At 68.3% G+C, this 25409-nt stretch carries 24 protein-coding genes; 16 read left to right on the forward strand and 8 right to left on the reverse strand.

Annotated features, from left to right (window positions below):
• Positions 1-5 precede the first annotated feature (5 nt).
• The 4 genes from ACIA58_RS23025 to ACIA58_RS23040 form a co-directional block, all read right to left on the reverse strand.
• Positions 6-935 (reverse strand): polyphosphate kinase 2 family protein, encoded by a 930-nt coding sequence (locus tag ACIA58_RS23025; protein WP_396405801.1) that lies wholly within the window; start codon positions 933-935, stop codon positions 6-8.
• 108 nt (positions 936-1043) lie between these two features.
• Complete coding sequence (locus ACIA58_RS23030; protein ID WP_396405802.1) at positions 1044-3830, reverse strand: cation-translocating P-type ATPase; 2787 nt, start codon at positions 3828-3830, stop codon at positions 1044-1046.
• Positions 3831-3866: 36 nt separating this feature from the next.
• Positions 3867-5582: a SulP family inorganic anion transporter gene (locus ACIA58_RS23035; RefSeq protein ID WP_396405803.1), complete on the reverse strand. Its 1716-nt coding sequence runs from the start codon at positions 5580-5582 to the stop codon at positions 3867-3869.
• A 14-nt stretch (positions 5583-5596) separates the two neighbouring features.
• Positions 5597-7090 (reverse strand): DUF2252 domain-containing protein, encoded by a 1494-nt coding sequence (locus tag ACIA58_RS23040; RefSeq protein WP_396405804.1) that lies wholly within the window; start codon positions 7088-7090, stop codon positions 5597-5599.
• Between the two features lie 283 nt (positions 7091-7373).
• On the opposite strand from ACIA58_RS23040, the gene ACIA58_RS23045 reads away from it, so the two are divergent.
• The 4 genes from ACIA58_RS23045 (at position 7374) to ACIA58_RS23060 (ending at position 10268) form a co-directional block, all read left to right on the forward strand.
• Complete coding sequence (locus tag ACIA58_RS23045) at positions 7374-8663, forward strand: diacylglycerol/lipid kinase family protein (RefSeq protein WP_396405805.1); 1290 nt, start codon at positions 7374-7376, stop codon at positions 8661-8663.
• Between the two features lie 46 nt (positions 8664-8709).
• Positions 8710-9291, forward strand: a complete 582-nt coding sequence (locus ACIA58_RS23050; protein ID WP_396405806.1) for a phosphatase PAP2 family protein — start codon at positions 8710-8712, stop codon at positions 9289-9291.
• A complete protein-coding gene (locus tag ACIA58_RS23055) occupies positions 9288-9749 on the forward strand; it encodes a DUF6069 family protein (RefSeq protein ID WP_396405807.1) in 462 nt (153 codons plus the stop codon). The genes ACIA58_RS23050 and ACIA58_RS23055 overlap by 4 nt, the downstream gene beginning before the upstream one ends.
• Before the next feature lie 78 nt (positions 9750-9827).
• A complete protein-coding gene (locus ACIA58_RS23060; protein WP_396405808.1) occupies positions 9828-10268 on the forward strand; it encodes a hypothetical protein in 441 nt (146 codons plus the stop codon).
• 22 nt (positions 10269-10290) lie between these two features.
• Here the strand turns inward: ACIA58_RS23060 and ACIA58_RS23065 are convergent, their stop codons facing one another.
• Both ACIA58_RS23065 and ACIA58_RS23070 read right to left on the reverse strand, forming a co-directional pair.
• Positions 10291-10887 (reverse strand): hypothetical protein, encoded by a 597-nt coding sequence (locus tag ACIA58_RS23065; RefSeq protein WP_396405809.1) that lies wholly within the window; start codon positions 10885-10887, stop codon positions 10291-10293.
• Between the two features lie 10 nt (positions 10888-10897).
• Positions 10898-12058, reverse strand: a complete 1161-nt coding sequence (locus ACIA58_RS23070) for an AI-2E family transporter (RefSeq protein ID WP_396405810.1) — start codon at positions 12056-12058, stop codon at positions 10898-10900.
• A gap of 222 nt (positions 12059-12280) precedes the next feature.
• Here ACIA58_RS23070 and ACIA58_RS23075 point away from each other — a divergent pair, with 222 nt between their 5' ends.
• The 7 genes from ACIA58_RS23075 to ACIA58_RS23105 all read left to right on the forward strand — a co-directional run bounded on the left by ACIA58_RS23075 (position 12281) and on the right by ACIA58_RS23105 (position 19006).
• Complete coding sequence (locus ACIA58_RS23075) at positions 12281-12691, forward strand: hypothetical protein (RefSeq protein WP_396405811.1); 411 nt, start codon at positions 12281-12283, stop codon at positions 12689-12691.
• 13 nt (positions 12692-12704) lie between these two features.
• Positions 12705-14732: an alkaline phosphatase family protein gene (locus tag ACIA58_RS23080; RefSeq protein ID WP_396405812.1), complete on the forward strand. Its 2028-nt coding sequence runs from the start codon at positions 12705-12707 to the stop codon at positions 14730-14732.
• Positions 14733-14749: 17 nt separating this feature from the next.
• Positions 14750-16345 carry a phospholipase D family protein gene (locus tag ACIA58_RS23085; protein ID WP_396405813.1) on the forward strand — a complete coding sequence of 532 codons (1596 nt, stop codon included), beginning with the start codon at positions 14750-14752 and terminating at the stop codon, positions 16343-16345.
• A 1-nt stretch (position 16346) separates the two neighbouring features.
• Positions 16347-17435 carry a hypothetical protein gene (locus ACIA58_RS23090; protein WP_396405814.1) on the forward strand — a complete coding sequence of 363 codons (1089 nt, stop codon included), beginning with the start codon at positions 16347-16349 and terminating at the stop codon, positions 17433-17435.
• Between the two features lie 89 nt (positions 17436-17524).
• The gene (locus tag ACIA58_RS23095; protein WP_396405815.1) at positions 17525-18091 is read left to right on the forward strand and encodes a hypothetical protein; all 567 of its coding nucleotides are present in this window, start codon (positions 17525-17527) and stop codon (positions 18089-18091) included.
• Positions 18088-18570: an RDD family protein gene (locus tag ACIA58_RS23100; protein WP_396405816.1), complete on the forward strand. Its 483-nt coding sequence runs from the start codon at positions 18088-18090 to the stop codon at positions 18568-18570. Before ACIA58_RS23095 ends, ACIA58_RS23100 begins: the two co-directional genes overlap by 4 nt.
• Positions 18571-18580: 10 nt before the next feature.
• A complete protein-coding gene (locus ACIA58_RS23105) occupies positions 18581-19006 on the forward strand; it encodes a hypothetical protein (protein WP_396405817.1) in 426 nt (141 codons plus the stop codon).
• On the opposite strand, the gene ACIA58_RS23110 is transcribed toward ACIA58_RS23105, so the two are convergent.
• Positions 18963-21494: a LuxR C-terminal-related transcriptional regulator gene (locus ACIA58_RS23110; RefSeq protein ID WP_396405818.1), complete on the reverse strand. Its 2532-nt coding sequence runs from the start codon at positions 21492-21494 to the stop codon at positions 18963-18965. The two genes, ACIA58_RS23105 and ACIA58_RS23110, sit on opposite strands and share 44 nt — an antisense overlap.
• Positions 21495-21902: 408 nt before the next feature.
• Between ACIA58_RS23110 and ACIA58_RS23115 the strand changes: the two genes are divergently transcribed.
• The 5 genes from ACIA58_RS23115 to ACIA58_RS23135 all read left to right on the forward strand — a co-directional run bounded on the left by ACIA58_RS23115 (position 21903) and on the right by ACIA58_RS23135 (position 24882).
• The gene (locus tag ACIA58_RS23115) at positions 21903-22169 is read left to right on the forward strand and encodes a hypothetical protein (protein WP_396405819.1); all 267 of its coding nucleotides are present in this window, start codon (positions 21903-21905) and stop codon (positions 22167-22169) included.
• Positions 22156-22407: a hypothetical protein gene (locus ACIA58_RS23120; RefSeq protein WP_396405820.1), complete on the forward strand. Its 252-nt coding sequence runs from the start codon at positions 22156-22158 to the stop codon at positions 22405-22407. The genes ACIA58_RS23115 and ACIA58_RS23120 overlap by 14 nt, the downstream gene beginning before the upstream one ends.
• A gap of 101 nt (positions 22408-22508) precedes the next feature.
• Entirely contained in the window at positions 22509-22964 is a 456-nt protein-coding gene (locus ACIA58_RS23125; RefSeq protein ID WP_396405821.1) for a DUF6325 family protein, read from the forward strand.
• 1 nt (position 22965) lies between these two features.
• The gene (locus ACIA58_RS23130; protein WP_396405822.1) at positions 22966-23301 is read left to right on the forward strand and encodes an SHOCT domain-containing protein; all 336 of its coding nucleotides are present in this window, start codon (positions 22966-22968) and stop codon (positions 23299-23301) included.
• A gap of 9 nt (positions 23302-23310) precedes the next feature.
• The gene (locus tag ACIA58_RS23135; RefSeq protein WP_396405823.1) at positions 23311-24882 is read left to right on the forward strand and encodes an MFS transporter; all 1572 of its coding nucleotides are present in this window, start codon (positions 23311-23313) and stop codon (positions 24880-24882) included.
• Here the strand turns inward: ACIA58_RS23135 and ACIA58_RS23140 are convergent.
• Positions 24870-25406 carry a potassium channel family protein gene (locus ACIA58_RS23140; protein WP_396405824.1) on the reverse strand — a complete coding sequence of 179 codons (537 nt, stop codon included), beginning with the start codon at positions 25404-25406 and terminating at the stop codon, positions 24870-24872. The genes ACIA58_RS23135 and ACIA58_RS23140 overlap by 13 nt on opposite strands.
• Positions 25407-25409 lie beyond the last annotated feature (3 nt).

Raw genomic sequence — 25409 nt, forward strand, 5'->3', positions numbered from 1 at the left:
TCGGCCTACTGTTGTTCGAACGGATCGGCCGCCGCGCCCGCGGGGGCCTGTGCCTCGAGGTCGCGCCTGATCTCCTGCAGCGCTTCGCGTGCCTTCTTCCCGACGCTGGGATAGCGAGGATCGATCTCGATCAACGTGTTGGCGATCACCGCGGCGGAGGCGATGCGTCCGTACCACTTGCGGTCGGCGGGAATCACGTACCAGGGCGCCCAGTCGGTGCTGGTCCTGGACAGCATCGTCGAGAACGCGCGCTGGTAGTCGTCCCAGTAGTCGCGCTCGCGGATGTCGGCCGCGGAGAACTTCCAGTTCTTGTCGCGCAGGTCGATCCGGCGAAGGAAGCGGCTGCGCTGCTCCTCCTTGGACAGGTTCAGGAAGAGCTTCACGATCATGATGCCGTTGTCGTGGAGGGTCCGTTCCCACTCGTTGATCTCGCGATAGCGCCGTTTCCACAGCCCGCGGCGGGAGCCGGCCGGGAGCTTCTGACGGTCGAGGAGTTCCTCGTGCACGCGGACGACCAGCACTTCCTCGTAATGCGACCGGTTGAAGATGCCGATCTGACCGCGTTCCGGTAGGCGCAGCCCGTAGCGCCACAGATAGTCGTGATCCAGCTCCTCGTTGGAGGGGACCTTGAAGCTGCTCACGGCCACACCCTGCGGATTCACTCCGGTCATGACGTGGCGGATGGTGCCGTCCTTCCCGCCGGCATCGAGCGCCTGCAGCACCACCAGCACACCGTGGGTGTGCTGCGCGTACAGCCGGGACTGGTACTCCGACAGCAGTTCGATGCCCTGGGTCAGCAGCTTGCGGCCGCGTTTCTTGGAACGGATCGTGCCCCTGAAGTCCGGCGCGAAGTCCTTGGCCAGGTTGACCCTCGAGCCCGGTTCGACCCGGAACGGCTCGATGAAGTCGGCGATCCGCTGCTCGCGAGATGTCATGTGCTCTCTCCTGCCTTCGCAGTCACCGGCCGACACCAGTCGACCGCCCGGGGGAACGTTGTGCATCACCCCACGCGGACGAGCCGGAATGTCGGCGCCGGCGGGGACCTAGGCGCCAGGCGCGCTCCAGGCACGGGCCGGCGCGACGGCGTGCTCGGGCCCGAGCGCCGTACGCTGCTGCTGCCCACGCCTCCTGACCACCTTGGCCACCTCGACGACGATCGGAAGAATCGCGGCCAGGCCGACGCAGGTGAGCCACTGGCGCGGGGAGAGCGAGACGGTGAGCAGCCCACTCTGGATCGTCGGGAGCTGGGTCGCCAGGAAGATCAGAACGACGGGGATCAGGCCGATCGCCAGGGCCTTCACGATCGGTGCTGTCACACCGCTGGTCGGGTCGCGACGGTTGACCACGGCGTTGAAGATGGTCCCGAGCCCCATCACCACGAAGGTCATCGTCATCGACACGGTGCCGTGCGTCGTACTCAGCTCGTCCGGCCCCGCGACCAGGGGCAGCAAGGTGACGACGAAGAGCACCAGCGCGTAGCAGATCCACCTGATCACGGCGCTCCGGTTCGTGATCGGTACGCCGGCGTCGCGCGGTGGACGATGCATGACGTCGGGATCGCCGGGGTCGACGGCGATGATCACGACACCGACAGCCGTGGCGAAGAACAACAGGAAAAGCACCATCGGCGGAGTCATCGCCACCCCGTCGTTGATGTCGAACACGGTGGCGGCGAGGAAGAGGAAGACGAGCGCCAGCAGTTGCGTCATCTGGTACCGCACGTACGAGACGACCTTGTCGTAGACGCGCCGCCCGATCTCCACTGCATGGACGAGGGTGCCGAAGTTGTCGTCGGTGAGCACCATCCGCGCGGCCTGCTTGGTGACCTCGCTGCCGCTTCCCATCGCCACCCCGATGTCGGCCTGTTTGAGGGCAGCCGCATCGTTCACCGCGTCACCGGTCATCGCGACGATCATGCCCTGCTCCTGCATGACCCTGGCGAGGCGCAGTTTGTCCTGGGGGGTGACCCGTCCGAACACGTGCAGTTCGGGCATGTGGTGTTTCAGTTCCTCGTCGGTGAGCGTCACCAGCTCCGTGCCGCTGATCGCTCCGGGACCGAGGCCCAGCTCCTCGCCGATCGCCTGCGCCGTGACCGCATGGTCACCGGTGATCATGCGTACGTCGATGCCGGCGGTGAGCGCCGTACCGACCGCGCTCTTGGCCTCCGCGCGCAGCGGGTCGATGATTCCGGCCAACCCGACGAACGAGAGCCCTTCGGTCAGGGACATGGGATCGTCGGTCATCGTGGTCAGCTCGTGGTCGGCGACAAGGCGGGCCGCGAACGCGAGGATGCGCAGACCCTTGTGGCCCATCCGTTCGTTGGCCTCGGCGATGCCGTCCTGCAACTCCGCGATCGGGACCTGCGAGCCGCTGAGCGGTCCGCCCGCGTGGCTGCAGCGCGCGAGAACGACGTCGGGCGCGCCCTTGATCAGCTCGATGACCTGCTCGACGCCGTCGACCGTGACCCGGTGGAACGTCGCCATGAACTTGTACTCGGAATCGAACGGGACCTCCGACAGTCGTGGGTAGGTACGCCGCGTCTCGTCCGCGTCGACACCGAGCTTCGCGGCCAGCACCACCAGCGCCGCCTCGGTCGGGTCGCCGATCACGGACCCGTCGTCGCCGACGACCGCGTCGCTGTCGAGGGCCAGCCCGAGGCCGAGCCGGGTGAAGTCGGGCACCGGACCACCTGCCACCGAACGGATCGCGCCGCTCTTGCGGTATCCCTCCCCGTCCACGGTGAACCACGTCCCGCTCGCGTACAGCGTCGAGACCATCATCTGGTTCAGCGTGAGTGTCCCGGTCTTGTCGGTGTTGATCACGCTCGTCGCACCGAGAGTCTCGACGTCGGTGAGGTTCTTCACCACGGCTTTCGCCTCGGCCAGCTGCTTCGCACCGAGCGAGAGAAGGCCCGAGACGAACGCCGGCATGCCGGTCGGTATCGCCGAGATGGCCATGGCGGTGCCGAGCAGCAGCAGGTCCTTGGCCGGCGTCCCACGGATCAGGCCGACCACCACGATCAGCGCAACCGATCCCCAGGCAACGAGTCCGAGGACCTTCGTCAGCGAGTCCAGCTCCCGCTGGAGCGGTGACCGGGTGCGCGTCACCGAGGTCAGCATCGTCGCGATCCGGCCCATCTGTGTCTGCATCCCGGTCGCGGTGACCACGATCGTGCCCGTGCCACGGGTCACGGAGGTGCTCTGGAACAACATGTTGGTCTGGTCGCCCAGGCCGACGTCGGCCGACGCCAGCGCGCCGGTGCCCTTGGCGATCGGCGCACTCTCTCCGGTCAGCGCGGCCTCCTGCGCCTCGAGCGTCGCGGATCGGACGATACGACCGTCGGCGGGCACGATGTCGCCTGCCTCGACCTGGACGATGTCGCCCGGAACCACCTGCGTGGCCGCGATCATCGCCACCTCGCCGTCGCGGACCACCCGCGCCTGCGGTACCTGCAAGTTGGACAGGGCATCGACGCTCGCCCGTGCGGTCAACTCCTGGCGGGTTCCCAGGCCGACGTTCAGCAGGATGAGCAGGGCGACGATGATGCCGGTCGAGAGCTCTCCGATCAGCAGGCTGACGACCACGACGGCGACCAGCATGAGGTTCATCGGGTCGCGCAGCTGCTGAACCGCGACGGCCCAGATCGAGGGTGGCTTCTCGGCGGCGATCTCGTTCGGGCCGTACGACGAGAGCCGGTTCGTCGCCTCCGCTCCCGCGAGCCCTTCATCGGCATCGGAGCCGGCCGCGGCAACCACCATCCCAGCCGCTAGCGTGTACGGCGCTCCCTCGACTCCAGTCGCCGAAGACGCTGCCATGCCGATCTCGCTCATGAGTCTCTTCTCCTCTCCAGGGACCATCGCGGCGCACTAATGGGCGGGGTCTGCCGGCCCCTGAGTCGGCGCAGGCATCGGATCCGGTTCGGCCCGGTAGGCGCGGAAGACCTCCGCGAGGGTCGGGAAGATGTTGTCCTCGCCGATCGCGTCCAGGGTCCGGTACGCCCGGAGCGTCGCCAGCAGCCGGGTATCGGGCCGGACGAGCACGAAGCGGGCGTGGTGAGCCTGGCTGTACCCGACGAGGTTGGCCAGCGTCACGCCGGCCGAGTAGTCGATGTCGTCGATCGCCCCGCAGTCCAGCGCTACCCAGCGGACGGGGTCGGGAGCGGCGGAGATCACCGCCTCGAGGTGGTCGGCGAAGCGGTTTGCGTTGGCGTAGAAGAGCTCTGCGTCGTAGCGGAAGACGACGAGCCCGGGCAGGCTCTGCGCGCCGGGCAGAGCCGGCAGGTAGGTCGGTTCGCCGGCCTGGTCCTGACCGATGACGTAGTCGCCCGGCTTGTACTGCCGCCGGACGAGGTCGAGCAGCGAGAGCACGATGGCGAGGATGATGCCCTGCTCGACGCCGACGGCGAAGACGGTGACGGCAGTGACCAGAGCCACCACGAACTCGTTCCGGCGTCGCCGCCACAAGCGCTGCAGGCCCGGCAGGTCGACCAGGCTGAGCCCGATGAGGAAGACGATACCGGCGAGCACCGCGGTGGGCATGTCCGCCAGCAACCCGGTGAAGAACAGCGTGAACAGCAGCACGACAGCTGCCATCGTGATGTTGGCGAGCTGGGTACGTCCTTTCTGCTCGTCCAGGATCTGCGTCTTGGTCGGGCTGCCGTTGACCACGAAGGTGCCGCTCAGGCCGGCGGCGAGACTGGCGCCGCTGAGCCCCACGATGTCCCGGTTGATGTCGACCGCATCTCCGTGCTTGAACGCGAAACTGCGGGAGGAGGCGGCGCTCTGGGCGATGATCAGGACGAAGCAGGACAGGGCGGTCGGCAGCACCTCGGTGATGTCCGACCACGAGGTTGCCGACGGTAGGCCGAGCGGTGGGAAGCCGCCTTGGACGGCACCCACCACGACCACGCCGTGCGCGTGCGCGTCGGTCAAGGCGGAGACGGCAGTCAGCAGTACGACGGCGACGATGGCACCCGGGACGACCGGGATGAAGCGTTTGAAGAGCTGAATGATCACGATCGTGCTCAGGCCGAAGGCGAAGGTGCCGAGCTGGATCGAGGACAGTGAGGTGATCCAGTGCCACTGCTGTTCGAACCAGCCGCCCTTGCCCTTCGGGATGCCGAGCACGTCAGGGATCTGCCCTGACAGCACCTGGACGCCCACACCGGTGAGGAACCCGATCAGTACCGACGCGCTGAGGAAGTCCCCGATGAAGCCCAGCCGCAGCAGCCGCGCCACGATCAGCAGCACCCCGCAGACGAGCGCTGTCAGGCTCGTGAAGGCGAGCCAGTCGGGCGATCCAGGGGTCACCCCGGCGATGCCGAGACCAGTCAGGCCCGCGGCGAGCACCGCGGCGGTGGCCGAGTCCGCGCCGACCACGAGCAGCCGCGAGGAGCCCAGCAGGGCAAAGACGAGCGTGGGGAAGATGATGGTGTAGAGCCCGGTCACGATCGGCGTACCCGCGATGGACGTGTAGCCCATCACCTCGGGGATCGCCACCGCCGACAGTGTCAGGCCGGCGATGACGTCGCGTGTCAGCCAGGCCCGCTGGTAGCCACGCAGCGACTCGGGGACCAGTTTCATGCCGTCGTCCCCGGTCAGACTTGCTGGATGGCTTCGATCCGGTGCGTGCTGATCGCATTGGTGAAGTCTGCGAAGTCCTGCTCGTTCTGGGCGGCGTACCGCTCGGAGAAGTCGGTGATCGACAGGTCGAAGGCATCATCGTCGCCGAGATAGGCAGCGATGGACACCGCGTCACCCGATCGTGCGTGCGCGCGGGCGAGGGTCCATCCGCAGGTGCGGGCGTAGAAAGCCAGTGTCGCGGGCGCCATCAGCTCCACCAGCGCGGAGCCCTTCATGTCGCGCAGTTGGCGCCAGTAGTAGTAGCGATCGGCCTGCACCCCTCTGGACCAGCCGAGGAAGATGTCGCTGCTCGCCTGCATCAAGCGCTGGCCCTGGACCACCCGCTCGCCCGGCTGCTTGTACGCGCTCTTGCGCAGGGGTCCTTCGAGCACGGACCTGGTGGCTTCCTTGACCTGGAGGAACAGCGGATCGCCGCGGTCACGGCCCTGCAGCAAGACGATGAACGCCCGGGTTCCGACACTGCCGACGCCGACGACCTTCCGGGCCCAGTCGATGATCTCGAAGCGCTCCAGCAGTTGCCGGACGTCAGGCCGAAGGGTGGAACGGTAGTCCCGGAACAGGTCGAAGACGACGTCTTCGAGCTCTCCGGGCTTGATGCCGTACGCCGTGTGGAGGTCACGGGCGGGGACGATCACGGGCGGGGCGCTGGTGATGCGGTAGCGGCCGTCGACCTCCTCGCCGAGCTTGGACAGCGCCTGGTCGCTGTTGCGGGAGTGGGCCTTCTGCGCGTTCTTCTCGAACCGCTTCGTGGCCTCTTTGCGCTGCTTGCCCGTCATGCTGGTGGTGTCGTCCGCGTCGCCGCTGTGCTTGCCCTTGCCCTTGCCCTTGTGCTTGCCCTTGCCCTTGGCATCGGCCAGGAAAGCGGTGACCGACTGTTTGATCTCGTCCTCGGAGGTGTGGGCGTACCACACGTCGAGAGTCTTCATCGACGCGAACTCGGCCATCGTCTCCCGGTAGGTCGCGACCGCGTCCTTGGTGATCGCCCGCGCGTCGGACTCCGAGCAGCCGTTGTTGTAGGCGGCTACCGTGAGGCTGGCTGCCAGCCGTTTGACGTCGTACTCGAAGGGCCCCGGAAGGGTCTCGTCGAAGTCGTTGATGTCGAACACCAGCGACCGCTCCGGTGAGGCGAAGACACCGAAATTCGACAGGTGCGCGTCACCACACAGTTGCACCTCGAGACCGGAGGTTGGAGTCCCGGCGAGGTCCGTGGCCATGATCTTGGCAGCACCGCGGTAGAACGTGAACGGTGATGCCATCATCCGGCCGTGCCGCACCGGGAGCAGGTCCGCGTCACGCCGCAGGTTCTGCTCCTCGATGAGCGCCACCGGGTCCGGCCGGTCGGGGGCGGGAGTCCACCCGGTGTGACTGTCCGGATTGGCTCGCGCGCGCGCCGCCAGACCGCGTGCGCTGCGCTCGTCCAGAGTCAAGTGTTCAACAGTCGTTGGCATGATCGGCCGCCCTTCTCGCCGTCGCCGGCCCCGGCTCGTCGGACGAGCCCGGTCCCCACCCTGCGATCCGCGTACTCCGCCGACGATTCAGCAGAACCCGGGGTCGCCGCATCACCCCGCAGGGAGGATCAGGCCGGCGATCGGGGCCGGTCCGGGGACGGATCATCCCGGGTGTGGGATGCCTCGAGGGTGCGGGCCGCACAGGATGGGCCTGGCGCCGGGACTCGGCGCCCAAGCGGAGATTCTGAGGCGGGCCGATGCGGTGGAACTCGTGAGGCGCCGGATGGCGGCGGTTGTGGCGCTGGTGGTTGGAGCGGCGACGGTCGTGCTTGCCGTGGCGGTCGCCGTGAGTCAGTTTCCGCGCGGGCTCGGTGTGCTGGCCTGCGTCGTGATCGCCGCTGTCGCGGCGTGGTTCGGCCTGTTGCGACGAGGGATCGCGCGCGTGGTGGGGCTGGCCGTGGCCGCGTTGGCGCTTGCCGGTGCGGTGATCTTTGTCGTCGCGGGTGGGAAGTTCGGCGTCGATCTGTTCGTCGTGGTGGGGCTCCTGGTGACCCTGGCGGCGACTCGAGCCAGCTTCGTCGCCCACGTGGATCTGTCGCGGGTGCCGGCCCCGAAGCATCCGGTGCTGTTCTTCAATCCACGCTCCGGCGGGGGGAAGGCCGCACGCTTCGCGATCGCCAAGGAGGCGCGCGACCGCGGGATCGAGCCGATCGAGCTGACGGGCGGGGACGAGCTCGAAACCCTGGTCCGCGGTGCGGTCGCCAGGGGTGCTGACGGGCTCGCGATGGCCGGCGGGGACGGATCGCAGGCGATCGTCGCCGCGATCGCCGCCGAACTCTCGCTGCCCTACGCCTGCATACCCGCGGGTACGCGCAACCACTTCGCGCTCGACCTCGGGGTCGACCGTGACGATGTGGTCGGTGCCCTGGATGCCTTCGTCGACGGCGGCGAGCGGCTGGTGGACCTCGCCGAGGTCAACGGCCGGGTGTTCGTCAACAACGTGTCGCTCGGCCTGTACGCCGAGGCGGTGCAGCGCACCGGGTACCGCGCCGCCAAGATCCGGACCATTCTCGACACCGTGCCGGACGCGCTCGGTGCCGGTGGTAGCCAGCTCGACATGCGCTGGACCGGGCCGGGCGGTGACGGACACCGCGGTGGCGCGGCCGTCCTCGTGTCCAACAACCGGTACCGACTCGGTCGTGCGGTTGGCTCCGGCACCCGTCCGCGCATCGACGACGGCGTACTCGGCATCACCGTCATGGGGGCGTCCACGGGTGGCGATCAAGGGCACCGTCAGCGTCCTTGGCGCGAGTGGTCGGCTCCGACCTTCGAGGTCGATGCGGATCGCCAACTGCCTGCCGGCATCGACGGGGAGGCGCTCGTCCTCGACACACCACTGCGGTTCCGGATCCGGCCCGGAGTTCTCCGGGTGCGTATCGCGCACCATCACCCCGGTTCATCGCCGTCGGCGCGGGCTCCCGAGGGCCTTCGGGACGGCTTGGCCGAGCTGGTGCGCATCGCCCTCGGCCGGGACCACCGGACGCCGGCAAGTTCAGCTCCCGGGAGTCCGTGATGGACCTGAACGAGGGCCGGACCCACAGGATGACGGAAGCCGCTGCGTGACCGACTCGCACCGTATCGCCGGCTACGACCGTGCCGTCTACCGAAAAGTGGCGCGGCTGTCGACGCCGGTCCTGGACGAGCCACTGAGGCGGGTGTCCGATCTCGCCAACTTCTCCAAGCTGTGGTTCCTGGTGGCCGGCGCCGTCGCACTGTGCGGCGGTCCGCGCGGCCGGCGCGCCGCGTTGTCGGGGCTCACCGCGATCGGCGCGACGTCCCTCGTCGTGAACCAGCCGATCAAGAAGCTGGCGGGGCGACGCCTCCGGCCCGATCGGCCCGGCCTCGGCGTACCGGTGCAGCGGTGGGTGCGGATGCCCTCCTCGGGATCCTTTCCGTCCGGGCACTCCGCGTCCGCGGCGGCCTTCGCCGTCGCCGTCGGAGGCCTTCTGCCCGGGCTCCGGCCGGCGCTGCGGGTGATGGCGTCGGTCGTCGCGTTCTCCCGCGTGTACACGGGTGTGCACTACCCGAGCGACGTCCTGGTCGGGGCGGCCGTAGGAGCGCTGTTCGGGCGGTTGACCGAGCGGCTGGCGCTCCGCCGCTGGCCACCATCGCAACCGAGTGACAAGGAGCAGCTGTCATGACAGTTCACCCCACGCAAGGCGACGCGAACGCGGTAGCAGGCGGCCGGCTGTGGGCCGGCGGCGCGGCCACGGCCGTCGTCTCCGCACTCATCGCGGTTGTCGGCATCCTGATCGCTCGCGGCGTCTTCGGCGTACCCGTTCTCGCACCCGAGGGCGAGGGCACCTGGGGAGACGCGGACACGGGGAAGTACGCGATCTACTGCGGTCTCGCCGCGCTGATCGCCACCGGCCTGCTGCATCTGTTGCTGATCTCCACGCCCAGGCCCCAGCAGTTCTTCAACTGGATCATCATGCTGGCCACCGTGGCGGCAGCGCTCGCCCCCTTCGTGACCAACGGGTCGACGTCGTCGAAGATCGCGACGGGTTTGATCAACCTCGCCGTCGGGATCGCCATCGGCACCCTGCTGGGCGGCGCAGCGCGCGCGGCGACGCGCGAACGCCGCACAGGTCTGCAGTAGCCGGGCACCGTCGGCATCTCACCCTCGAGGGACGATGCGGTGCGCGGGCCCGGCGGGCATCGTCGTGGAGGAAGCAGGATGACCAGGAGGGCCGGCACGATGACGTACAACGACCTGGACAGCACGGACTCACGCAAGCATGTCCCGAGCGGGGCGGTGGGCGGCATCGCGTTCGCCGGGTTCACCCTGCTCATCATCGGCACGTTCTCGACCGTCGCCGGGCTGGCCGCGATCCTCGACGACGACTATCTGGTCGTCAGCCGGCGCTACGCGTTCGACCTGTCCACCGTCGGGTGGGGCTGGATCCATCTGGTGCTGGGGATCGGCGCCATCCTGGTCGCGGGCGGCGTCTTCACCAGCAAGGCCTGGGCGGGAACAGTCGCGATCGTCATCGCGGGCCTGATCGCCTTGGACTACTTCTTCTTCATTCCCTACCAGCCGGCGTGGTCGCTGGTGGTGATCGGGCTCAGCGTGTGGATCATCTGGTCCATCACACAGGCCCGCGGCGTCGATCTCTGACTCCCTCGGGAGGCCGGGGACGTCAGGGCTTCCGCCGCGGCCAGCGCGGGTGGCGGCTGAGGACGCGGACGGAGAACTCGCCCAGCTGATAGTGCGGGTCGGACGAGCCGGCCAGCGACTGTGGCGAGCCGAAGGCGACATCCTCGATGGTCAGCCGGGACCCCCGACTCAGAGCATCGTGGTAGCCGACCAGCCGCCCGTCCACGCGAAAGTACGTCTTGCCGCTGGTGTGCCAGTCGAATCTCAGTTCCGCGAAGCGCGAACTGGGGTTCGGCAGCTGGCCGATGTCGTGCCAGACCCGGTGGACCCGGACGCGGACCAGCGCCTGGAACGTGGTCAACGGTTCGAGACCCAGGACGAACTCGTCGCCGAGGCAGAGGATCGGCACCGACGAGCTGACGGCTCGACCCGGGTGCCTGAACCGCACGAGGCAGCTGACCCCGATCACATCGAGAAGGGGAGTTTCGAGGACGTAGTGGAGACCGCGGCCCGGTGCGATCAGCATGGTGTCTCCGGACGGACTCAGCGCGAGCGAGCCCGGTGACAAGCTGCCGGGTAGGCCTTGAAAGGATCGGATGTCGCCATCCGCGAACTCGTGCAGCAACACTGAGCGCCACATGACGATCTCCTCATCCGACTTGTTCGGCGGCGACTTCGTCCGGGGGGAGCTCCGCCGGCTCTGCCGGCGGAGTCTCTTCGGGGAGTGGGCCGCCGGAGATGAGGCCGGCGAGCCAGTGGGTGGAGGGGGCGGCGTCGAGGAGCAGGGCCTTGACCAGCAGCGACAGCGGAATGGCCAGTACGGCGCCCAGCGGGCCGAGGAGCCAGGCCCAGAAGACCAGGGAGAGGAAGGTCAGGGTCGTGGACAGCCCGACCGTGTCGCCGACGACCTTCGGCTGGATGATCGACTGGATGATGAAGTTGATCACGCTGTACGCCACGATCACCCACAACAAGGCGCCCCAGCCCTGGTCGAGAAGTGCCAGCAGCGCGGGCGGGATCACCCCGATGAAGAATCCGACGTTCGGTATGTAGTTGGTGATGAGGGCGAGCAGTCCCCACAGCCAGGGCAGCGGGATGTCCAGCACGTAGAGGACCGCGACGTCGAACGCTGCCACGATCACCCCGAAGACGGTGGAGACGATCAGGTAGCGCGTCGTACTTCGCGTGAAGCCGATCAGGGCGGTAATGACGTCTGGTTTGACCTGTGCCGCCCGCCTCAGGCGGTCCGGGAAGTCCACGGCGTCGATGCCCATGAAGAACAGAACGGCGACGATGAAGGCCAGGACGGAGAAGATCCCCAGGAGTCCGCTCAGCCAGCCCTGCAGGGTGTCGAAGAGCTTCCCGAGGTCGAACTTCCGCAGCGCGGCCTCGAGTTGTTCCGGGCCCACGCCGCGGTCGGCCAGCCAGCCGCGGGTATCCGCGACCAGTTCGGCGAACTTCTCCTGATAGGTGGGCAGAAGGCCCGCCAGCTGAGCGACCGAGAAGGCCAGCATCGCCGCGACGCCGAGCAAGAAGGCGTTCACGACCACGAGTGCGATCAGGCCGGCCAACCACCCCTTGACCCCTCGCCTGAGCAGCGACCGGCGCAGTGGACTCACCGCGATCGTGAGGACGAGCGCGAGGAAGACAGGACCGACGATCTCCGCGAAGCTGCGTATCCCGGCGGCCGTCACGACCGCGGCCGCGGTGCCGAGTAGGACGACAACTCCGCGCGGCAGCGTCCCAGGGGGAGCCGGGGCGTCGGCTGCCGGCACTCTGCCGTCGGGGGAGTCCGTGGAGCCTGCGGACATCGTCGCAACCTCCCTGTCCCGACCGGCCTGGGCTTCGAAGATCGCTCAGATCGTCCCGGGCCGGCATCACCCACCTGGGATGATCCTTCGCCACGACCGCGGACCGGGCCCGGATGTCGTCCGCCAAGGGTGACGCAACGACGGCCGGCGCGGTCCTACTGTCGACGCGCACTCGACGTCCGTCGAGGACCGGGCAGGCCCGGGCAGGAGAGGTGGACACAGATGACCGACGACCGCGGTATCGAGTCGCAGGCCGACTCGGGCTGGGTGATGAGCGGAGTCGCCTTCGCCGCCACGATGCTGCTGATGATCGGTGGCTTCCAGGTCGTCGCAGGCCTGGCCGCGATCATCAACGACGAGTACTTCGTGCGGGTCAGGGGCTACGCCTTCGATCTGGACATCACCGCCTGGGGCTGGATCCACCTGATCATCGGCCTGGCGCTCATCGCGACCGGGATCGGACTGTTCTCCCGAGCGGTCTGGGCCGGTGTCGTCGCGCTCTTCCTGGTGGTGCTGAGCGCGATCGACAACTTCTTCTTCATTCCGTATCAGCCGTTCTGGGCGCTGCTGCTGATCGCCCTCGACGTGTGGATCATCTGGGCGCTGACGCGTCCGCGTGCCCTCCGTAGGTGAGGGCTGCGCCACCGTGTCCACGCCGTTGGTCCGCGCCGGAGATCTCGGCCGGATCGTCGCGACCTATGTCAGCTCGGTCCTGGCCCTGGCCCTCGCGGGCGCCGTGCTGTCCGGCCTGCGATTCTCGTCGTTCCCGCAGCTGCTCGCCTCGGCGGCGGCGACGTTGCTGGTCGGTGCGCTGGTGCGCCCGTTGCTCGTCGCCGCGAGCGCCGCGGTCGGATGGCTTGCGGTACTCCTCGTGGCGGTGCTCGGACAGGCCGTGATCCTCGCGGTGGCGCTCACACTGATCCCGGGGGTCGAGGCGGACTCGTTCTGGGTCGTGCTCGCCGCGGCGTGGATCGCGGCGGCGACGGCGACGATCGTCGCGTGGCTGTGCACCTCTGGTACGTCGGAAGCCTTCACGGCGGCCCTCGTCCGCCGGACCAGGCGGCGGCAGAAACCGGTCGACGATCCCGAGACTCCCGGCGTCATCTTCGTACAGCTCGACGGCGTGCCGTTCCCGGTTCTGCGCTGGAAACTTCTCGCCGCCACGCTGCCCACCATGGCGCGTTGGGTCCGTGACGGTGGCTATCGGCTGGTGGAGTGGACGCCGGTGCTGCCACCCACCACGCCCGCCAGTCAGTTGGGGATCCTGCATGGCCGCATCGACGGCGTACCCGCCTTCCGTTGGTACGACCGGGCCCTGGGGCGCGTGCTGGTCTCCAATCGGACCGCTGACGCGGCCGAGATCGAGCGCCGGGCCTCCGACGGCCGCGGTCTGCTGGCCGATGGCGGCGTGAGTATCTCCAACCTCTTCAGCGGCGACGCCAAGCGGTCGGTGCTGACCATGAGCAAGATCGAGCTCTCGCGCGGTTCGGCTGACACGCGTCGCCGCGCTGCCTGGTATCTGGCCCGGCCGGACGGTTTCGCCGGCAGCCTGGCCGGGGCGGTGGCCGAGATCGCGCGGGAGAGGTTCGAGTCGCGTCGGCAACGCCGCCTCGACGTTCGCCCGAGAGGAGAACGCGGCTGGCTGTTCGCCGGCATGCGCGCGGTGACGAACGTCGTACTGCGCGACCTCAACACCGCACTGGTGGCCGAGGAGATGATGCACGGCACGCGGGTCGTGTACGTCGACTATGTCGACTACGACGAGGTGGCCCATCACGCCGGCGCCTTGCGGCCGGAGTCGCTTGGCACGCTGGATCGGCTCGATCGTGTTCTGGGGTGTCTGGAGGCCGTCGCCGCCGCGGCGCCGCGGCCGTACCGCCTCGTCGTCCTGTCCGACCACGGTCAGTCCCAGGGGACGATCTTCGCCGATCGGCACGGGATCGACCTGGCTGCGGTCTGCTCGCAGTTGACCGCGGCACGCGTCGAAACCGTCGAGCAGTCGGTCGAGGGCTGGGGCCGCCTGAACGGCCTCCTGGCGGATCTGTCCGGCAGCGGCTCCGGCACCGGACGGGTTGCCCATCACGCGGCGTTGCGGGTGCAGGACCGCGCCGCACCGCCGACGGTCACCACTAGTTCGGAGCTGGTCGTCCTCGGGTCGGGCAACCTCGGCCTGGTGTACGCCGCCGAGGAACGCCGGCTGACGATGGAGGAGATCACCGCTCGCTGGCCGGCTCTCATCCCCGGGCTCGTGGACCACGACGGAATCGGCTTCATCGCCGTGATGAGCACCGAGCACGGGCCGCTGGCCCTCGGACCGTCGGGTGTACACCGGCTGTCCGACGCGAAGGTGACCGGCGTCGACCCGCTGGCGCCGTTCGGGCCGTATGCCTCGACAGACCTGCTACGAGCGGTATCGATGCCCGAGGCACCTGACCTGTATGTGAACAGCTCTGTCGACCTGGACACCGGCGAGGTCTCCGCGTTCGAGGGTCTGGTCGGCTCTCACGGCGGACTCGGCGGGTGGCAGGGACGGGCGCTGCTCCTGGCTCCGCCCGACCTGGTGATCCCCGACCGGCCGATCCGCGGCGCGGACCAGCTCCACCGCGTGCTGGTCGGGTATCTCGAACAGCTCGGTCAGCGCAGCGGCCTCTCCCGCGATACCGCGGACGTATGAGGCAACAGGTGCTCACGATGATCGACGACACTGCCGGAGAATGGTTCCTCCGACCGGACGAGCGCGGCAATCCCGGAACGGACATCGACCGGGTGGGAGACGTGGACGGCTCCTGGGTCGACGGCAACCTGGTCCGGCCGCTGATCCACGGGGCGACCTACTTCCGTCGCCTGTACGAGGAACTGTGCGCGCTGCGGGCCGGAGACCGGGTCTACTTCACGGACTGGCGTGGCGACTCGGACGAGAAGTTGCTGCCCGACGGTCCGACGATCGGACACGTGCTGGCTGATCTGGCCCGATCGGGAATCGAGGTCAGGGGCCTGCTCTGGCGATCGCACTCGGATCATCTGCGGTTCAACGCGCGGGAGAACCAGCGGCTGGGGACGAAGCTCAACGAGGCCGGCGCGGAGGTGCTGCTCGACCAGCGGGTCCGGCATCTGTCCTCGCACCACCAGAAGCTGTTCGTGATCCGGCACAAGGGCCGGGCAGAACTGGCTGTCGCGTTCGTCGGCGGCATCGACCTGTCCCACCAGCGTCGCGACGACGGCGAGCATCTGGGCGATCCGCAACAGGCGCCGATGGATCGCAGGTACGGCGACCGCACGCCCTGGCACGACGCGGCGCTGGAGATCCGCGGACCGGTCGTCGGCGATCTGCTCCGCACCTTCATCGAGCGCTGGGACGACGGTCATCCGCTCGACCGGCGGACGCCGTACCGGATGATGGTGCAACGACTCGCGCGAATGCCGCGCCATCCGAAGTCGCTGCCGGAGGAGTTCCCCGATCCGCCGCCGGCCGGGCCGCACGCCGTACAGGTACTGCGAACGTACGCCCGCAAACGTCCTGGCTACCCGTTCGCGCCGCAGGGCGAGCGGAGCATCGCCCGAGCCTACGGCAAGGCGTTCGCCAAGGCCCGGAAATTGATCTACCTGGAGGATCAGTACCTGTGGTCGGAGCTGATCGCGGCAGGGATCCGCGATGCCCTCGAGCGGTCACCCGACCTCCGCGTGATCATCGTCGTGCCGCGATACCCGGATGCCGACGGCCCGGTGAGCGGCCCCCCGGAACGCTTCGGGCAGTTGCGCGCTGTCCGGCTGCTGCGCGAGGCTGCGCCTTCCCGGGTCGGGATCTACAACCTGGAGAATGCCGCGGGGGCACCGATCTACGTGCACGCAAAGATCTGCATCGTGGACGACGTGTGGTTCACCTGCGGCTCGGACAACTTCAACCGGCGCTCCTGGACCAGCGACAGCGAACTCACCTGCGCGGTGCTGGACGCGACTCCCGACGATCGGGATTTAGTTGCTGAGGGCACCCGTCGGCTCGCCCGCGACCTGCGGCTCGAGGTGTGGTCGGAGCATCTCGGGTGGCCGCGGTCCAGTCTGGCGCAGCTCGACCTGTTGACGGGGTTCGAGCTGTGGCAGCGCACCGCTGCGGATCTGGAGTCCTGGTACGCCGGCGGCAGGAAGGGCCCGCGTCCGGCCGGAAGCATCCGTCCGCACGAGACGCAGCACGTGACCCGCTTCCAGGCGCTCTGGGCCGAACCGCTGTACAGGCTGGTCTACGATCCCGACGGCCGCCCCCGCCGGATGCGCCGGAGTGGGGAGTTCTGACATGAGTGTCGAGTTCGTGTTCTGGTGTGTGGTTCTGGCGCGCTTCGCGCTGCCCCTGCTGATCCCGGTGTTCCCGTTGCCGGCGATCATCGCCTGCCTCCTGCTCGACGGCGTCGACCAGACGATCTTCCAGACCTTCGGATACGACCCGCCGAACTACCAGAGCTACGACAAGGCGATGGACGTCTTCTACCTTTCCATCGCGTATCTGGCGAGTCTGCGGAACTGGACCAACCACGGCGCGGTCCGGATCGGCCGCTTCCTGTTCTTCTTCCGGCAGGTCGGTGTCGTCGCGTTCGAGCTGAGCGGCGCCCGGCTGCTGCTCCTGCTGTTCCCGAACACGTTCGAGTACTTCTTCATCGCCTACGAAGCGGTGCGCACCCGGCGGAACCCGCTGCGGTACGGGTTCCGGTTCTGGGTACTCGTCGCCGCTGCGATCTGGATCTTCGTCAAGCTGCCGCAGGAGTACTGGATCCACATCGCCCAGCTGGACCTCACCGACACGATCCGGGACGTTCCGTGGTTCCTCCCGACGCTCGTCGTCGCTGTGCTGGTTCTGCTCGCGGTCGTGTTCTTCTTGGTCCGGCCGCGGCTGAGTCCGGCCGACTGGAACTGGCGGTTCCGTGCCGATCCGCTGCCCGAGGGAATCGACGACGCCCGCCAGCGCGCCGCCTACCAAGCCGCGCACCGGAAGGTGTTCGATACGACAACGCTGGAGAAGACCTTCCTGATCGGCCTGATCAGCGTGATCTACGGCGAGGTGCTGCCAGGCGTCGAGTCGAACAACCTGGAACTGTTCCTCGGGATCGCGGTCTTCGTGGTGATCAACGCCGCGCTCGGCCTGTGGGCCGCGAAGCGCGGCTATTCGTGGAACTCGGTTGTGGTCTCGTTCGGGATCGTCTTCGCGACGAACGTCGTACTCGTGGTGCTGGCCGACGTGCTGCTGTCCCGGGGCCCGGGCCGGCTGCACCTGACGGACGCGCTGTTCTTCGTCCTCCTGTTCAGCGTCCTCACCACCCTCTACGATCGCTATCGCCCGATCGCCGACTACCGCGTCGCCGCCGCTGCCCGGACCGAGGCCGAGCGCTGACCCGCCGTGAACTGATTCCGACCGCCGGTCCGGTGGTCTCCCTCACCATGGATGAGGTGGCGCCCGGCGTCGGGACGGAGCATGGTCGCGTGGGTACTTCAGAGCAGTCCGAGAACCCGCCTGATGCGCCCCCGGCGAGCCAGGACGCGATCGTCATGCTCGACGCGGCCGTCGGTGCCGCCGCGCTGGCGGCGGCCGTGGCGCAGTTGGTCGGACGCCGGGTCGGGGGAGTTGTCAGCCCGGTCGGACGCCGGGTCGGAGGAGTTCTCAGCCCGGTCGCCGTCGTGGTCCTTCGGCCGCCCATGCTGGCGGAGCGGTACCAGCCGGCCACCTGGCTGGAAGGTCTGGCCAGGCGCGGTGGCCGAGGACGTACCGAGTTGGAGCGCCAGCTGTCGGTCGTGCTGGACCGGATGGTTCCCGCGGTGGCGGCAGAGGTGCTGGCGCGGATCGACATGGCCGGGCTGGCGGAGGGGGTCATCGCGGAGGTCGATCTCGCCGAGATGATCCGGCAGTCCACCGGATCTGTTGCGTCCGACACTGTCCGCGGCGTACGCCTGCAAGGCATCTCCGGCGATGAGGCGGTGGGCCGGGTGGTGGCCCGGCTGAGGCTGCGGCGCACCCGGGCCGAACCCGAGATGACGCCGCCGCAACCATGAGAACGCACGAGCCGGTGTCGCTCGTCCCGCGGGAGGCGCAGCAGTACCAGGGACGGCGAGCAGGACTTGTGACCAGATCGGTCGCCGGTGTCGTCGACGGTGTCGTCGTGGTGGTAGCGGTACTGGCCGGCTATGTGGGCGTCAACGGGCTGAGGTTTCTCGTCCGCCCGCGGGACTTCCAGTTCAGTGAGGCATCCCCGCTGCCGAGCGTGGCGACGGTACTGCTGGTTCTGGCCGGCTATCTCTTCGTCGCCTGGTCGATCACCGGACGGACCTACGGCTGCCATCTGATGGGACTCAGGGTCGTTGGCCGTGGTGGTGCCCGGCCGGGTCTCCTTGTGGCGCTGCTGCGGGCCCTGTTCTGTGTTCTGTTCCCGCTCGGACTGCTGTTGTGCGCCGGCGGCCGTCAGCACTCTGTGCAGGACATCGTCCTGCGTACGTCGGTCATCTACGACTGGCGACCCGGATCGGCACGATGAGGAGTTGACCATGTCGGACATTGACAGGCGCGTCGCGGCGCCGCGAGGGGGCTGGGTGGGCCCGATCGTCTTCGCCGCCGTGGTGATGATCGTGATCGGCACCATGCACGGCTTCGAGGGGATCGTCGCTTTGCTGAACGACGACTACTACGCGGTGCCGAAGAGCGGTCTCGCCATCCACGTCGACTACACCGCCTGGGGCTGGACACATCTGATCGTCGGCACCGCCGTCCTGGTGGCAGGATTCTGTGTCCTGCTCGGTCAGGTCTGGGCGCGGGCCGTCGGGGTGATCCTCGCCGTCGCGAGCATTCTGATGAACACGGCGTTCCTCGCCGCGTCTCCGGGCTGGACCACGATCATGATCGCTCTGGACGTCCTGGTGATCTGGGCGCTCACCTTCCACGGTCGCGACGTCCGGCCCAAGCACGGGGCCTGACCGGGTCCGTGGCCAGTGGACTGAAGGCCTCGGGGCGCGAGGGCAGCAGTCCCAACTCCCACGCCCGCCGTACGGCCTCGTTCCGGCGTGATGCGCTCAGCTTGCGCAGAATGCTCCGGACATGGCTCCGAACCGTGTTGACGGAGACGTACATGGTGCCGGCGATCTCCTCGGTGGTCAGCAGCTCGGCGAGGTACTCGAGCACCTCGTGCTCCTTGCTGGTCAACGCCGTGGTGACGACCAACTCGGGTCGTGACACTGCCCAGCGATCGGCGGTCCGGTCGCGACCGCGCAGACCCGGCGCGCGCAGCCACGGGTGATGCGTCATCAGATCACCGGTGGGCTCCAGCAGCTTTCCCAGCGCCGGCGGAGCCTCCGTGAACGGTCGGCGGAACTGCTCGGGTGCAGCCAGTCTGAGGGCCCGCTCCAGGCAGAGCCCGCTACGACCCGTGTCTCCGGTCCTGATCGATTCCGCGGCTTGGACGAGCCAGCCGTCCACCTGGGTCTCGAGTGCGACGACGCGATCCGTGGCCGGGAGTGGCTGAGCGGGCGAGGGCTCGCCGGCCTCGGCAGCTGCTCTCTGCAGCACCAGACGCGATCCCGCCTCATCACAACCCCCGGACTGTTCGATCGCCGTGATGGCCTCTTGTGGCCGGTGTTGTGCCACGAGCATCTTCGCCTCGTCGATGGTCAGGGCCTGGCCGAGCCAGCCACCCTGCGCGCCGTAGCTGTCGCGCGCCGCCCGGAGTTCCGCGGCGGCCCGATCGATGTTGCCGCTCGCCCGCAGCAGCCTGGCCCTGACCAGGGCGAGGGCGCCGGCGAGAACTCGCGCGTCGTGGGTGGGAGCGGTTTCCGCGGCACGCTGCACCATCTCTTCGGCGCTCGGCAGATCGCCCCGGTCGGTGTGCACCCAGGCACCGGCCACGATCGCGGACTGCGGCAGTTCCGCCCCTGGCTCGGCCACCGAAGCTGCCTGCGCGACGACCTCTCCGGCTCGCCGCAGATGTCCCCAAGCGGCTTCCACCAGCGCGGCCATGCCGAGGAAGTCGACCAGCGCCTCCTGGGCACCGTTCACCTCCGCGAGCGCGATCCCTTCGGTGAAGGCTGCCAGAGCTGCCGGGAAGTCTCCGCGTTGGAGCAGCACGCGGCCCTTGCTGCCGGCCACCAGCAGCCTCGGCTCTGGATGCGCGACGGCTGACTCCGGCGAAGCCGATCTCAGGTCGGCCTCCGCTATCAAGACCGGGACCAGCCCGCTCTCGGGACTCTCGCTGAGGCTTGCGCACACCGCCTGCAGCACCCTGATGGCAGACTCGGCCGGCTGCCGTCGAGCGGATGCCTGATGGTCCAGCAGGACGGTGGCCCTGTCGAGTTGCGACCCGCAGCGGTCGACATCGAACTCCGCCAGCGCGCGGGCGGCGCTGATGATCGCGGCCTCGGCACCGTGCAGATCGTCGGGAAAGGCGGCGAACATGGCTGTCAGCTGCTCTCGCCGGCGGCCGACGAGGAGACAGGCGACCTGGTAATCCTCCACGAGGTACCGGGCTGCGTGCTCCCACTCACCGGCCGTGACGGCATGGTGGATCGCCTGCAGCGGCTGACCGTTCTGGGCGAACCAGGCAGCGGCCTCGCGGTGGAGTACGGGGGCGAGGTCAGGCAGCTCGAACAACAGTTGCGCGCGCAGGAACTCGCGGAACAGGGCCTGATAGCTGTAGCTGTCCGCCGTCCCCGGAACAGGCTGGATGAACGAGTTGCCGTGGGACAGGAACTGTAACGATCGACCGGCAGAAGCCTGGCCGGTCAGCGTCGCGGCCAGGGCCGGCCGGACCTCGTCGACGATGCAGGTCCGGAGCAGGAACTCACGCAGCTCGGGCGGCTGGGCATCGAGTACCTCGGTCATCAGGTACGCCGCCACGTTTCCGGAGTCGCCGCGGAACTCGCGGATGACCCGTTCCGGGTCGGCCTTCCCGGTCAGGTTCATGGCCGCGAACATCAGGGCGGCCGGCCAGCCGTCGGTCCGGGCCTGGAGCTCGGCGACTTCCGAGGTAGTCAGCTCGAGCTTGTGCCCGCGCATCAGCGCCGTGGTCTCGTCGGTCGTGAAGGCCAGGTCGGCGGCCCGGATCTCGGCGATCGTGCCTGCCAGCCGGTACAGGTGCAAGGGGAGAGGCGGGTCGGACCGGGTCACCAGCACTACCCGGACGCGTCCGGCGCTGCCGTGGATGAGGCGTTGGAGGCTTCGCCCGAACTTGGGCGTCACCGTCAGGTCGCCGCAGTCCACCACGAGCACCAGCACGTTGTGATCGCGGCGGGACAGAGCAGCGCGCACGGCCTCCAACAAGGCCGGGGGATCGTCGCTGGTCGCGTCCAAGGCGATTCGCCGGACGACGGCCGGCCCTTGGTACTGCGCTGCCCACGCCTTCAGCAGCATCGTCTTACCGAAGCCTGCCGGCGCGATGACCAGCGTGAGCGGCCGCTGAACCCCCAGGCTCACACGGTCGACAAGCCGCGGACGCGGCACCATCCCCGGTGGCGACGCCGAGGTCCTGGATGCGGATCTCAAGCGACCGTACATCGGTGCATCCGGCGACGTACTGCGCCGGTCTTCCGCCCCTGCGTGTTGATCGCTCGGCATGTCCCCTCCTAGCGACGTGCGACATCACGGAACGCTGGGGAGGCGGTGCGCGAGTGAATCGCACTCCCCGACGAAATCACGGAATCCCCTGTAAAACCAGCGTTTCTCGTCCGGTTGCCGGACATTCTGAGACTCGGCTGTCTCGTGTTGAGAATGCGTGGAACCTGTCCTCGGGCCCGCACGGCAGTTCACCCCACAGGGATGAAGCCGTGGCACTCGACCTTTGCGAGCGTCGAACGCACACGTTGGGAACGGAGTGTGGGTTCGATGGTCGACGCGACGTACGAGATCCGCGTGGCGGGCGCCGTACCCGAAGAAGACCTTCGAGACATGGAAGCCGTGACGGTGGCGGTCGACCAGATGAGTACCGTCATCTACAGCATCCCGGACGAGTCGGCACTCTACGGTCTGCTGGCCAGACTTCGTGCCCTGGGCATCGAGGTCGTCGAGGTTCACCGGATCCTGGGCGCTCCTTCGCCATCGGCAGAGTTGATCGAGATCGATCCGGATGGGGGAGACGATGGCAGCGCATGAGTGCCGTGGAGTGTCGTACCAGGTTGCCGTTCAGGGAGAGCTGAGGCCTCCCGTTCTCGTCTTCTGTGCGGGGCCGCTGGCCCATCACAGGACGTCCGGGGTCTTTCGGTTGCAGGTCCACGACGAGCAGGGAATCGCCGACCTGGTCGCGATGCTCCAGACCGCGGGCATGATGATCCTGAGTATCCGGCAGGTCACGCGGCCGGACGTTACGGCCGCTGCCGGCCTGACCTCCTGAGCTCATCCCGCGCGGGGGATGACGCCGCCGGCAGCGCGCGGCAGTGTGGCGATGAACAGGACGCAGAGTCGCCCAAGATCCGTGTGGAGGGATGGACAGTCATGCCAGACGCAGAGGTTCATGGACCGATCGACTATTTACTTCTCGAGTTCACGGGCAACAAGTTGACCGGTCGAGCGGCCGAGGAACTGGTGAACCTCGTCGAGCGCGGCATCGTCCACGTCTACGACGTGATGGTGGTCGGCAAGGACATCAACGACTCCATGTACATGGTTGACCTGGCCGAGTCATCTGGTCAGGCCGGCGGCTTCGCCGACCTCAACGGTGCACGGTCGGGAATCCTGGCCGAGGACGACCTCCGCGAGGTGGCCGGCGCGATGCAGCCCGGAACCCTGGCGGCGCTGATCGTCTACGAGAACACCTGGGCGATCCCGTTCGTCGCGGCGGCCCTGGAGTCCGGCGGCCAGATGATCGCGGGCGGGCGTATTCCGGCCCAGGACGTGATGGACGTGCTCGACGCTCTGGAAAACATGGAATCGACGAGTCGAGGAGCCTGACATGCCACTGTTGCGAGGACTAGCCAAGACCGCGGCCGTCGCGGGCACCGCGTCGGCTGTCGCGGGCCGGGTGCGGCGGCGGCAGGACGCCAAGTTCGCCAGGCAGGACGCGGCGGCGGCGCCAGCGCCGGCACCCGCCGCACCTGCACCCACCTACGCCGCGCCGGCACCCGCACCCGCGCCCGTCTACGCGGCCCCGGCTCCAGCTCCGGCTGCGGCGCCGGACAACACCGCCGACCGCTTGGAGCAGCTCAAGTCGCTGGGCGAACTGAAGCAGGCGGGTGTTCTCACCGAGGCGGAGTTCCAGGCACAGAAGGCCAAGATCCTCGCGGGCTGAGGCGTTGCCATGACCGAGGAGACGCGGAGCGTTCCGGCGGGGACGGCGGCCAACCCAAGGCTCGCCGTCCTCTTGGCGATGGCGATGTTCGTGCTCGTCGTGGACACCTCGCTGATGAACGTGTCCATCTCCTCGGTGGTGAAGGACCTCGACACGACGGTGAGCGGCGTCCAGTCCGCGATCGCGCTCGAGGCGCTCGTGTCCGCGGCGTTCATCCTGATCGGGAGCAAGGTCGGTGACCTGATCGGGCGCAAGCGCGCCTACCTGCTGGGCCTGCTCGGCTACGCGGTCGGCGCGCTGGCGATGGCACTGGCTCAGAGCCTGACCGCGATCATCGTGTTCTGGGCCCTGGTGGGTGGCCTCGGGGCATCACTCCTGCTGCCCGCCATGCAGTCGCTGATCCACGGCAACTTCGAAGGCGCGGCTCAGGTGAAGGCCTATGCCATGGTCGGAGCCGCCGCTGCGCTGGCTGCCGCGGTCGGACCGCTGCTCGGAGGCTTCATCACCACCTACCTGTCGTGGCGGATAGCGTTCTTGCTCGAGGTTGTGGTGATCGCGATCGTGGTCTCCGGCCAGCATCTGGTCCACGACGTGCCGTACACCGGATCCCGGCGAGTCGACGTGGTCGGTGCCATCCTGTCGGTGCTGGGCATGGGCGGCATCGTGCTGAGCGTCCTGGTGTGGCAGGAAGGCGGGGAGTTCGTCGGTCTGATCATGGCCACGGGCGCGATCGCTCTCACGGGGTTCATCTACTGGCTGGTGCGGCGCAAGCGGCAGGGCAAGCCGACGCTGCTCGACCCCGGCCTGTTCAGTTCCGCTGTCTACCGACTCGGTATCTCCGGGCAGATGCTTCAGCAGATCGCTCTGGGCGGCACGATGATCGTGCTGCCGATCTATCTGCAGATGGTCCTCGAGTACAACGCGATGCAGGCGGGCCTGTCGCTGGCACCGCTCTCGCTCAGCATGTTCGGGACGGCGATCCTGGCCGAGAAGAAGGCCGGCGGGCGACGCCCGAGCAGCATCATCAGGTGGGGCTTCACGTCGTTGACCGTAGGCCTGCTGCTGCTGATCCCGATCGTGCCCCGGGCGGACTCCGGCTGGACCCTGATCGGGCCTCTGATCATTGCCGGCTTGGGGCTGGGGCTGCTGGTGTCGCAGCTGAACAACTACACGCTGGGACCGATCTCGGAGGAACGGGTCAGCGAGGCGGCCGGCGTCAACTCGGCGGCGGGATCGTTCGGACTGTCGTTCGGGCTGGCATTCGCCGGCGCCATCATGCTGGCCGCGCTGTCGTTCACCTTCACGAACCTGGCCGACTCGAGCACAGTCCTGCCGCCGGCGCAGCAGGAGCAGGTCGCCCAGGCGCTGGAGAGCGATGCGGAGGTGATGAGCAACACCGAGCTCGAGAAGGTGCTCGCCAAGCAACCGCAGACGATTCGGGACGAGATCATCCGCATCAACACCGACGCGCGGCCGATCGCCCTTCAGGTGGCGCTGGGGATTCCGATTCTCGCCGGTCTTGCCGGGTTGGTGAACTCCTTCCGCATGGTGCGCCGGAAGGACGCGACTCACTCCCGATGACGGAGACTGTGCTGGACGGCGCCGAAGAGTGTGCGAGCAACAAGGCCGACGATGATGAGATCACCGATCATCTGCACGGTGGCAACCGCGCGGGCGGATTCTGACACAGCCACGATGTCGCCGAAGCCGACCGTCGCGAAGACGGTCACGGTGAAGTACGCCGCATCGAGCCGGCTCAACGGCTCGGAGAAGTTCGCGGGCTGAGCGCGTCCCATCAGGAAGTAGGTCGTGGCGAAGACCGCGAGGAACAGCGGCACGGACGTCGCCAGCGCCCCGACCGCCCTGAGCCGGGGATAGGGCGACCGGGCGATCTCGCGGATCTGCCATGCCAGCAGGATCGCTACGAAGACGAGCCCGCCGACCAGGGTTACCACGGCCACGGAGCCGTCCAGGCGCAGGGGCAGGAGGAAGTAGCCGGCGCCGATGACCACCGACACCAGCAGCGAACGCAGCAGCGACGCGGCGGCGACGCGGCGGCGGGACCGCGGAGGGAGCTGGGCGTAGCCGGCGTCGCTGTCTCTCACAAC

Source organism: Kribbella sp. NPDC051586 (assembly GCF_044453965.1).
Lineage (GTDB): Bacteria > Actinomycetota > Actinomycetes > Propionibacteriales > Kribbellaceae > Kribbella.